The sequence below is a fragment of the Glutamicibacter sp. AGC84 genome (assembly GCF_053543575.1).
Window position 1 is genome coordinate 274,920 of record NZ_JBLVOC010000015.1, and the last position, 9,940, is coordinate 284,859.

8 protein-coding genes are annotated in these 9,940 nt (G+C 62.6%); 6 read left to right on the forward strand and 2 right to left on the reverse strand.

What is annotated here, in order from left to right; translation table 11 throughout:
* Positions 1-19: 19 nt before the first annotated feature.
* Positions 20-4,474: an FtsK/SpoIIIE domain-containing protein gene (locus ACNPN0_RS10070; RefSeq protein ID WP_448938894.1), complete on the reverse strand. Its 4,455-nt coding sequence runs from the start codon at positions 4,472-4,474 to the stop codon at positions 20-22.
* Positions 4,471-5,514: an RDD family protein gene (locus ACNPN0_RS10075; RefSeq protein ID WP_448937766.1), complete on the reverse strand. Its 1,044-nt coding sequence runs from the start codon at positions 5,512-5,514 to the stop codon at positions 4,471-4,473. The genes ACNPN0_RS10070 and ACNPN0_RS10075 overlap by 4 nt, the downstream gene beginning before the upstream one ends.
* A gap of 145 nt (positions 5,515-5,659) precedes the next feature.
* Between ACNPN0_RS10075 and ACNPN0_RS10080 the strand changes: the two genes are divergently transcribed.
* The 6 genes from ACNPN0_RS10080 (at position 5,660) to ACNPN0_RS10105 (ending at position 9,716) form a co-directional block, all read left to right on the forward strand.
* Positions 5,660-5,947, forward strand: coding sequence for a WXG100 family type VII secretion target (locus ACNPN0_RS10080; RefSeq protein ID WP_066141890.1), 288 nt, complete (start codon positions 5,660-5,662; stop codon positions 5,945-5,947).
* A gap of 134 nt (positions 5,948-6,081) precedes the next feature.
* Positions 6,082-6,405 (forward strand): hypothetical protein, encoded by a 324-nt coding sequence (locus ACNPN0_RS10085; protein WP_105656206.1) that lies wholly within the window; start codon positions 6,082-6,084, stop codon positions 6,403-6,405.
* A 24-nt stretch (positions 6,406-6,429) separates the two neighbouring features.
* Entirely contained in the window at positions 6,430-7,809 is a 1,380-nt protein-coding gene (locus ACNPN0_RS10090) for a hypothetical protein (protein ID WP_448937765.1), read from the forward strand.
* A gap of 118 nt (positions 7,810-7,927) precedes the next feature.
* A complete protein-coding gene (locus ACNPN0_RS10095; RefSeq protein ID WP_133834099.1) occupies positions 7,928-8,500 on the forward strand; it encodes a hypothetical protein in 573 nt (190 codons plus the stop codon).
* A complete protein-coding gene (locus ACNPN0_RS10100) occupies positions 8,497-9,099 on the forward strand; it encodes a hypothetical protein (RefSeq protein ID WP_359185316.1) in 603 nt (200 codons plus the stop codon). The genes ACNPN0_RS10095 and ACNPN0_RS10100 overlap by 4 nt, the downstream gene beginning before the upstream one ends.
* A gap of 116 nt (positions 9,100-9,215) precedes the next feature.
* The gene (locus ACNPN0_RS10105; RefSeq protein WP_359185318.1) at positions 9,216-9,716 is read left to right on the forward strand and encodes a hypothetical protein; all 501 of its coding nucleotides are present in this window, start codon (positions 9,216-9,218) and stop codon (positions 9,714-9,716) included.
* Positions 9,717-9,940: the final 224 nt, after the last annotated feature.

A 9,940-nucleotide genomic window follows, 5' to 3' on the forward strand; every position in this document is an offset into this window, starting at 1 on the left:
GGCGCAGAGTCCTGCGGCCCTACTGTTCCACGAGTGGAAGGTGGACCAGGGTGCGTTGCCCGTTTTGCACCATGAATCCGCGGCCCGGCGGGAATTCGTGGCGCTTGACGCGCGGGAAGGGCACCTTGAACAGCGAGTCCCCGTCGTAGGCGTCGGGCTTGAGCGCGATGCCGTGGCGGTTGGACTTCAGTTCGCCGAGCAGTCCGAAGCTGGAGGAGAACGCGTTGATGTCTCCGTCGGCGATCAGGAAGTGGTCGGAGCGGTTGATGGCCTTGAGCAGTTCCTTGAGCGGGCGCTCGGCATCCGAATCGGCGAACTCGGTGAAGGTCTCCACAACGAACACGATCTTGCCCGGCATGGAATCGTCGGCGACCAGATCCAGCATGTCCTTGGCGAACTGCCGGGTCTGAGCCGGGCCCGAGGCCGCGCCGTTCCAAGTCCGCCAGCCGCGCAGCTCGGCGCGCCGGCCGCCAATGTGGAAGAACTGGGTGGCCGGGTTGGCGCGTTCCAGCGCGGTGACCATGGCGCGCATGGTGTTGGTCTTCCCGCTTTGCGGCGGCCCGGCGATGACGAAGGTGCCGATGGGCTCGAAGCCGCAGGGTGCGAGGGTGGCATCCGACAGGCCGATGGCCGGCTGCCCGTTGACCGTGTCGGGCAGCGCCGCCGCGGAGAATTCCTGCGGCAGCGACTCGACTCCGGCCGCCTGCGGGGCACCGGAAGCTGCCAGCTCTTGGGCCCAGCTGGTAGTCAGCGCGGTCTGCTCGGCCACGTTCGCGGTGCCGCCCAGCACGGCGATCTGCGCCTCGTGGCCCTTGATGATGGCGCGACCCGGGGCACTGCGTTCGCCCAGCACATCCTTGGCCACGCCCAGCACGTTGTAGGCCTGCTCGTCGGCCATGCGCAGCACCACGCGCTGGGTGATGTTCGCGCTGATCGCGGTGGGCACCGCGCCGAAGCGGTCGGCGGTGGTGACCACGTGCACGCCCAGCGGGCGGCCTTCGCCCACGATGCGCATGAACACCTGGTAGTACTCGCCTCGGCCGTGGCCCAGCTCCCAGTCGCTGCGGAACTGGCCGAAGCCGTCGATCAGCAAGAAGATGCGCGGTTCGGACAAGTCGCCGGTGACCTGGCGGTATTCGCTCAGAGAGGCGGCGTTTGCGGCCGCGTAGCGGGTCGAGCGCTCATCGAGGTGCTCGGCCAGGATGCGGAAGACGCGCTGGATGCGCTCCACGTCATCGCCGCCGATCACCGCGCCGACATGCGGCAGCGGATCGAGCGACCGCAGCGAGCTGGTGCCGAATTCCAGCGCGTACACCGCTGCGGTGCCGGCCGGAGGATTGGCTCCCGCGGCGATCGCGATGCTGCGCAGGGCCGCCGACTTGCCCGCGCCGGAGGTGCCGTAGACCAGCAGGTGGCCGTCGGTATCGGGTTCGAACCAGGCGGTTTCCTGGGCCTGGTGCTCGGGGATGTCGGCCAGGGCCAGCGGGATCCGGCTGTCCGAATCCGGGGCGAGCTCGCGCAAATCCACGGTGGCTGAGAGGTCATCGAGCCATGGCCGGCGCGGGGCTGGGATCCCGGCGCCGTTGGATGCGGCGATGAAGCTGGAGACCAGGCGCTTCTGGTCGTTCGGGCCGCTGTTCTCCTCGATTTCCTCGGACCCCGCATCAGGCTGCTCCCAGACGCGCGCGCCGCCGAAGCGCAGGTCCTCAACCCGCACTTCGGCCGCTTCGGGCTCATCGGTGGTCCAGCCTCCGGCGTAGCCGGACTGGAAGGGCACCAGCCGGCCCGGGCCGGTCTTGGCGATGCCGCGGCCGGGCAACGACGGATCGAAGCCAGCGGCGATGGGGTCCTCCACCACGTCATTGGAGTCGGCGGCGTCGGCCATGCGCAGGGCCACGCGCAGGTTGGTGTTGGCGCGCAGGTTGTCCTTGATCACCCCGGCCGGGCGCTGGGTGGCCAGGATCAGGTGGATGCCCAATGAACGGCCGCGCTGGGCGATGTCCACTACGCCGTCCACGAATTCCGGGACCTCCCCGGCCAGGGCGGCGAACTCGTCGACCACCAGGACCAGCGCTGGAGGGGTCTCCGGGTCCTGGCGCTTTTCCAGCTCCAGCAGGTCCTTGGCCTTCTTGCGGTGGAAGAGCTTCTCGCGGTGGTGCAGCTCGGCACGCAGGCTGGTCAGCGCGCGGCGGACCAGGTGCGGGGAGAGATCGGTGACCAGCCCGACGCAGTGCGGCAGCTCCACGCAGTCGGCGAAGGCCGAGCCGCCCTTGTAGTCCACGAAGAGGAAGGTGACCCGGTCGGGGCTGTATTCGGCGGCCATCGCCAGCACCCAGGCCTGCAGGAATTCGGACTTGCCCGAGCCGGTGGTGCCGCCTACCAGAGCGTGCGGGCCCTGGGTGCGCAGATCCAGGCTCATCGCATCCGGGGTGCTCTGGCCGATGTAGGCGCGCAGGGTTCCGGCGCGCTTGAGCCGCGGCCGGGGCCCGGTGGCGGCGCGGTCGATCACCGAGTTGTTCTGCTTCCAGCGCTCGAGCACCGCGTCTGGTGCTTCGGCCAGATCGGTGCCCAGGATGCGCAGCAGCGAGACCGAGTCCGGGATATCCGAGGAGTCCGGGACCAGCGAGCTGGAGTCCACGATTGGGGCCAGCCGGCGGGCGAAGTGCTCGGCATGCTCGCGCGAGACCCCTTCCACGGTCACCTTGCGGGCTTCTTCGCCGGCGCGCACCCAGCCCACGCGGGCATCCTCCAGGCCCCGGGTGACATCCACGAAGGTGCGGCAGGCCGCCGGCAGGGACTGGACGGTGGGGGCCACGAAAATCGTGTAGATGCCCACGGCCGGTCCCCGCTCGATGATCTGCGAGAGCCGGGCGCGGTCCACCGGGGCGTCATTGCTGACGAACAGCACCAGCGAGAGGTCCTTGGCTAACGGCACGCTGGTGTTCTGCTCACCGGTTTCCTTGCCCAGCTCCATGGAGGAATTGCGGGTGGACAGCGGGCCCAGCCGGTAGGAAGCCGGGTCGTTGCGCCGGGCGATGAGCTCTTCCAGGGCGTTGAGCAGCACGGTGCCCGAGGTCTGCGTATCGGCCAGCGCCAGCTGGGCCAGCGGGGAGCGCGGCCCGGTGGTGTGCGGCAGCCACTTGAACCATTCCAGGTCCCCGGTCCAGGCTGGGTCGATGATCGCGGCGGTGCACACGTCGTTGGGGGCGTGCAGGCCGAAAAGCTGCACGGCCAGCGAGCGCAGGACATCGGCAGACTGCAACCGGGGCCCGGCAATGCCGATGGCGCCGGCAGAGGGCAGCAGCTCGATGATCGGCACATCGTCGATCATCCGGTATTGCTCAGTGAGGGCTTCGACCCGTTCGACGTATTCCTGCAGTCCTGCCCGGTCCGCCAACGGGGCCACGGTGGTGCGGCTGCGGGCGGTTCCCGAGCCCAGCCGCAGGGAGAGGAAGTTCCAGTGCTCCGGGCGCCGGGTCCAGAGCAGCTGGCCCAGGGACTCGGCCTGCTCGAAGACCGTTGCGGTGGCTGGGGCTTCGCTGCGCCGGTGGGAGCGTTCGGCTTCCTCCCCGGCCAGCAGGCCATCTTCCAGCACTTCGAATTGCCGCTCGAAGGTCTCGATTTCCAGGCGCAGCTTGTTGTTGTTCTGGGTGCGCTGGCCGATCAGGTTGCCCAGCATCATCAGCGGCGAGACCAGCACCACGATCAGCGACAGCGCGCGCTGGGTCAGCGAGAAAATGGTCAGGCCCATGATCAGCGGTGCGAAGATCATCGGCCAGGGGAAGAGCTTGGGGCTGGCTTCCTGCGGGATCGCCGGGCGAGGCAGTTCCTCGCCGGGGTAGCGGATCTCCACCCGCGGGGAGCGGTTGAAGAGGATCGAGCCGCCCTTCTCGTAGACCGGGGACTGCCCCGTGGCGGTCCCGTGCAGCAGCTCGAAGTAGACATCCGTGGCGCCCAGGGTGATCAGCTGGCCGGGGATCACCGAGACGCGCTGGGCCAACCCGCCATCCACTAGGATGCCGTTGGCGGAGTTCAGGTCCACCAGCTCGATCTTGCTGCCCACCTCGATGCGCGCATGCCGGGTGGAGACCATGCGGTCGTTGAGCACCACGGTGGCCTTCTCCGAGCGCCCCACATAGGAGGTACCGGCGGGCAGCGCGAAGGCCATGCCGGCATCCGGGCCGTTGGCCACGCGCAGCACCGCGGCCGCCGAGCCGCCCGAGACGAAGGCGTCGGTAGTCGGCACGACTTCGATGGTGAAGCCCGAACCCAGTTCCGCCTCGGCCAGCGGGGTCTGCGGATCGAGCTGCACCGGCGCGGTGCCGGCGGCCGTGGCCAGCAGCGTGGGATGCTCGGGAACCTGCTCCCCGGCCAGGGCACGAGCGGCATCTCCCACGGTGGCGGTCGCATCGCAGGTGAGGATGACGTCCACGGTGCTGGTATCTGGTCGCCTGAGCGTGGCCTTGATTTTCACTTGGCGGTCTCCTGGAAGGTAATGCGGAAGGTGCGGCTGCCGACCTGGACGACGTCCCCGTCATTCAGATGCAGGCGGACATGGGGCGGTGCATTGTGCGGGGCGCGGGAGGCGACGATGACCTGGGTGCCATTGCTGGATCCCAGATCCATGATCCAGGCATTCGCCCCGTCGCAGCCGAAGGCCAGATGCGTTTTGGACATCAGCCGTTCGGGGTCCTTCAGCGCGACCAGCAGTTCATTGCCGGTGCCCTGGGCGGCCTGGGGCGCACGCCCGATCAGCCCGGATTCGGGAACCGGGATGTAGGACCCGTCGTCGAAGGCGAAGGCCGCGCGGCGGACGATTCCCAGACCTTGCTCCGAAGGCGAATGCCAGTCGCTGTTTTGCGCCCCGACAATGCCCGCGGTGGACCGGGCACGCGAAGGCACGGCGGCCTCTTCGCGCCCGGCGTCATCTTCGATCGTGCCCAGCGGCGGCAGATGCTCGGAAATGCCCCGGTCCGGGCGCGAGAGCAGGTATTCGGCACGGGCCAGCGCCCGCGGGTTGGTGGGGTCCAGTCCATTGCGGATATCGACCACATAGGTCTGGGCAATCTTGTCCAGCCAGCCGCGGCCGTGCTCCTTGTCGAACAGGCAGGAGACCAGTAGCAGGACGGGGCCGATGAGCGGGATGAGATGGCTGAGCAGGAAGGCGAAGGACGCGACCATAACGCGGGGGAAACCCGGTGCGGCGAAGCGGCCCAGTCCGGTGGCGCGCAGTCGCATCGCGGACTTGCCGGGCGAAGAGCCGTTGCGGCTGTTCATCGTGAGCAAGACAATCAGGTAGACCAGCAACAGTAGGGCGCTGACCGCGGACAGGACCAGCGGAACGGTGGAGTACTGCCCGGTCACCACGAAAATCACGTAGCCGATGCCGGCGGGCAGCAATGCGGCCAGCGAAATGGCGTAGTCGATGAGGTAGGACCAAATGCGCAGGCGTGCTTCGGCTGGCCGCATTCCGAGGGAGGCGGATTTGGCGAGGGCTGCTGCGACGACGTCCATGGGACCTTTCTACTGCAATTCAATGCCGGCCTGCCACGGGGAGTTCTCCCCATTGAACGGAGGCCATCTGCCACATTAGTCTAGACTGTGAACGAACTAAAGTGGCCCGGAAAGCGGGCCAGTCGACAAGTTGAGGAGCATTGTTGTGACTGATTTCAAGGCCAATTATGGCGAGATGGAAGCCATGGCATCGAAGCTTGACACCGGGCGCGAAGACCTGGATGGCGTTCTTGAGCAGCTGCAGTCAGGCGTGGACAAGCTGCTGGGCGAAGACTTTACTACCGAGCACGCTTCGGGCCAGTTCGGTGAAGGCTACAAGGATCTGAACGATGGCCTCAAGAAGGCTTTCGACGGCATCAATGACATGGCCATCGCCCTGCGCGACATGATGGAGCAGATCCAGGACACCGACCGTTCCATGGCTGGCAAGTAGGCCCATTTTCATACGGGGGAGTGTGGCCGCCTTGGGAAGTTGCGGGCGGCCGCATTTCACTTGGACCGCCTGATCCTTGAATACCGAATTGTCCTGCAGCGTCGTCGCTGGATACCTGAGGAGTCGTTTGCACCATGGCCGATGAGATCTATTTGGCGCGCCTGGAAGAAATTGTCACGGAGCTAGGCAACAGCATTAAGGATTTCGAGAATGCGTCTGACTTCGCCAAGGGCATGGCCGGCTCGGTGGGAGACCCGATGGGCAAGGGCGACCTGAAAGACCGGGTCAAGGACTTCGAAGACAACTGGAACGATACCCGAGATGACCTCCTCAAGAATCTTGAAGGAGTGCATACCGGCTTGAAGGACATCAAGGATGGATTCGAAGAGTGGGATCTGGAAACGAAGAAGGCCTTCTTGAATTCACGTGCTTCCGATGCCCCCAAAGAAGCTAAGTAAACTGAGAGAGTTGACGACACGACCTTGGAATCGCCAAAGGGTACAACCCTGCAGCTCATCGACGGAAATCCTGATGACCTGCTCCGGAGCGCCAAGGACTTGATCACCTCGGGCGAGGAGATGGAACGCTCTGCGGCCAGGCTGGAAGACATCAGTAACGGGACGTCGGATCTGAAGTCTGAAGCTATCGCCAAGTTGCGTGAGAACGCTGGAGACGTATTTCCCGAGTTGCGCAAGGCGGCCATCCGATACGACGGCACAGGCCAGGCCCTGAAGAAATATTCCTATGCTTTGGACCGGGTCCAAGGCGCGCTCCAGATGTGTACCGCTGAGGGCGGAGTGGATTCGTACACGACCTTGAACGCGCTGATCACGGACATCGAGGATGCGCACCAGAGCGTGCAAACCAAGAGAAGCCAAGAAGACACCGCCGAAGGCGCGGTAGATGATGCCGACGGATTCCTCGGCTTCAGCGAAGGGACCGACGAGGAAAAAGCGGAAGCCAAAAGCGATCTGACAGAAGCAACCGCTGCGCGCGAAGAAGCCGAAGAAGAACTGCGTGAGCTGTGGGGCAAATTCGACGGTCGCGTTTCCTATTGGGAAGATGCCTACGATGAGGCAGTCGGCGAAATCGAGGATGCCTTCAAAGCCGCGGACAACGATGACAAGTTCCTCTCCACCCTGGGTTCGGTTCTAGGTTGGATTGCCTTGGGCGTGGGTATTGCGGCCTTGTTCATCACTTCGCCGGTGTGGGGACCGATCGCATCAGCAATTGCGGTGATCGCTGCCGTTGCCGTGGTGGCAATCGAGGTCATCAAGATGGTCCAAGGCGATGGCGACTGGACCAGTTTGCTGATAGCGGTAGTCGGAATTATCCCCTTCGGCCGTTTTGCTGGAAAAGCCTTCTCCGGCTTAAGCAAGGCAATTCCCTCGGGGATCAAGGCAGGATCCAAAGCGGGACCTCGGAATATCATCAAGGCCTTTAGCAAAACGCGTTCCAGCACGGGGCGCGGCATTGTCAGGTCTTCCATCAAGTCGGGCACCAAGCGCCCACCGAAAACTACGATCCGTGGAAACCGTCCGACCAAAGCCAAGATCCGGCGAAATAACCGCAAGATCGAGCAAAAGTACCAGCAGACCGTTTCCGGCAAGACCAACAAGTATTTGGATGGCTTCAACAAGGAATTCAAAGGCGACTGGAAGACATACGTGAAGTACATCTCGGAGGGAAGCGCGACAAAGCATCGCGAGATGGCTGCGTACATACTGAAGAACCCTGACGACGTGGGTCCCCAAGCTAAGGCCTGGGCGGAAAAGATTGCGAAGCACGGGAACTGGGAAGACCGGGGCAACGTCATAGTGACCGCGCCTCCTAGCCTCTGGGACTTGACTCGCGAGAAGTAGCTTAGGCGCGGAGCAATCCGTAAAGTGAACATCCGAGCTACACATTGAATTGGCGGGAGAAACGATGAGCGCAACACCACCAGCGTCGAAGGCGCGTCCCCGAGGCATCGGATATAGCTTGCTTTATCCGGCAGGTTGGCGCGAATTCAACAGCAGTGTGGAGCACGAGCAGGCTTTGACGAAGCTGGTGACTGCTGAGCCCAAGGCACTTGGGCGCGCAGACCTGGTATTGATGCTTCGACGGCAAATGCACCAGACGTTCGAGTACTTGAGGCGCCGTGGATCACTTGGCTTCGCAATGCCGGTAGAGAAACTTGCCGTCGGTGCAATGCCGGTTTCCGTGATCCTGACACCACTCAAGGTGGGGCCCTCCGGCACTTTGCTGGATGCTGCGCGAAAGGCCGCAGGCGGCAACCAGATCGAAATCGAAGATGCCGACGGAGCAGACTGGTACCTCTGGTCTTCCGTGGAGCAAGCTGCCGAAGCTCCCGAGCTCAAGAACAATGGCCTGAACATGGTTGTTCCTCGTCCTTTGCCGGATGGAAGCATCGATCCGGATCCAAAAGCTGGATTGTGGTTGCTTTATTCCTACGCGCACGTTGAGTCGGAGAATGGTGAGGCATTCGCCGAAGGATTAAGGTCGTTGGGCTTGTCGATACTGGGAACTTTCAAATGGGTGCCAATTCAATGACAACATACGAAATTGAACCGGATCTGGAATTCTGGATTCCAGTACCTCGCTCATTTCCTGAAGATAATTGGGAGACGGCGGAGCAATGGGCACAGGACCTTGCGGAATTGGCCATCCCGGAAGATCCTGAGCTGCGGAAGGTCTATGAGCAGCTGGCTTTGGACGTGGCGAACAACCAGATAGCCGAAGCCGAGCATACACTCTGGTATTCGCCTGAAGATGGACACGCACTGGGCACTGCCCATTTGATAGTTCTGGATGACGACCCTGCCCTGAGCTTGGAGGAACTGGCCCGGCCGGACTACGAATCGGCGGCACCGGTCCAGATGAGCGAATACCACTCGGAGTCACTTGGCCAGATCATCCAATTGTCTTCCGTCATCGCGCTGGATGGGAAGCGTGAAGGAAACGGTTCAGCTGTGCTGCCGGCCATCGGGCATGTGAGGACCGTTGCGCGTTCGCACGGGCTGGTATTCCTGCTGGAAGCCTACGACTCGGACCTGTCTGCGTTGAGCTTCATGATGGACCCTATGATCGACTTTTTCGAAGCCGTCAACTTTGAAGAGGATGAATTCGATAGTGAAATGGATGAGAATTGAATACTGCCAGATCCAGGCTCCCCGAACACAAAGATTTTGTAACTAACTCCTTGCATCTATATCCAAGAATCGACAAGGGGTTTTCCCTAGTGCTGTTGGGCGGGATTCTGTGCATCGTGGGAATCTATCTAATCGCGAATGATTTACCCTCGACATCAAGTTATCTATCCCAGATTGTTTTGCAAGGAATTCCGACCGTGATCGGAGCCATTCTTGCTATTTTCGGAGTCGTCGCACTTGTCACCGCACTAAAAGACGCGGCACGCAAGGGCAACGAGGCGATCGACCTGAGATTCAAAGCCAGCGGCCTGACCGTTCGGGGCGGTCGCAAGATCAACTGGGATTCGATTACCTCGGTGACAGGTATCGAGCATGTAAATAATGCGAAAGTCCAAGTCCTTTGGGACCGAGCCGATCTGAACCGGTCATTGGAAATTTATGTTGATGATTCCGTGGATGGCCCCATTGGAAACTCCAAGGATGGAACGACATACGTTCGGGTTTCGCTTCGCCATTACCCTGCCATAGAGTACCGGACCCTTTATGAGCAAATGCTGGACCAATTCGAAAAACGCGGCATACCCCTTGCATTCGAGGCACGAGCTACGCAGTTCTGAATCTCCGCGTACTGGAGCTCCATCGCCGATGCCGCTAACCGTTATTTCAAGCGGTTGAGAATCCTGCAAAACGCCCGGGGCTGTAGTGGTCTGCGGCTCAGCACGTTGCTAGAAGCGGAGCGGTCCGCTGTCGGTTTCACGAAATCGAAAGCGCACTGATCGAACGCAAGCAGTTCTGAGCCAGCATGCCCGACATGCATTACAACAGAAGCGGGGGGGCACCC

Bases quoted from the DNA above. Each gene is read 5' to 3' on its own strand.
- ACNPN0_RS10075 (WP_448937766.1), bottom strand. From the start codon at position 5,514: ATGGACGTCGTCGCAGCAGCCCTCGCCAAATCCGCCTCCCTCGGAATG.
- ACNPN0_RS10085 (WP_105656206.1), top strand. From the start codon at position 6,082: ATGGCCGATGAGATCTATTTGGCGCGCCTGGAAGAAATTGTCACGGAG.
- ACNPN0_RS10100 (WP_359185316.1), top strand. From the start codon at position 8,497: ATGACAACATACGAAATTGAACCGGATCTGGAATTCTGGATTCCAGTA.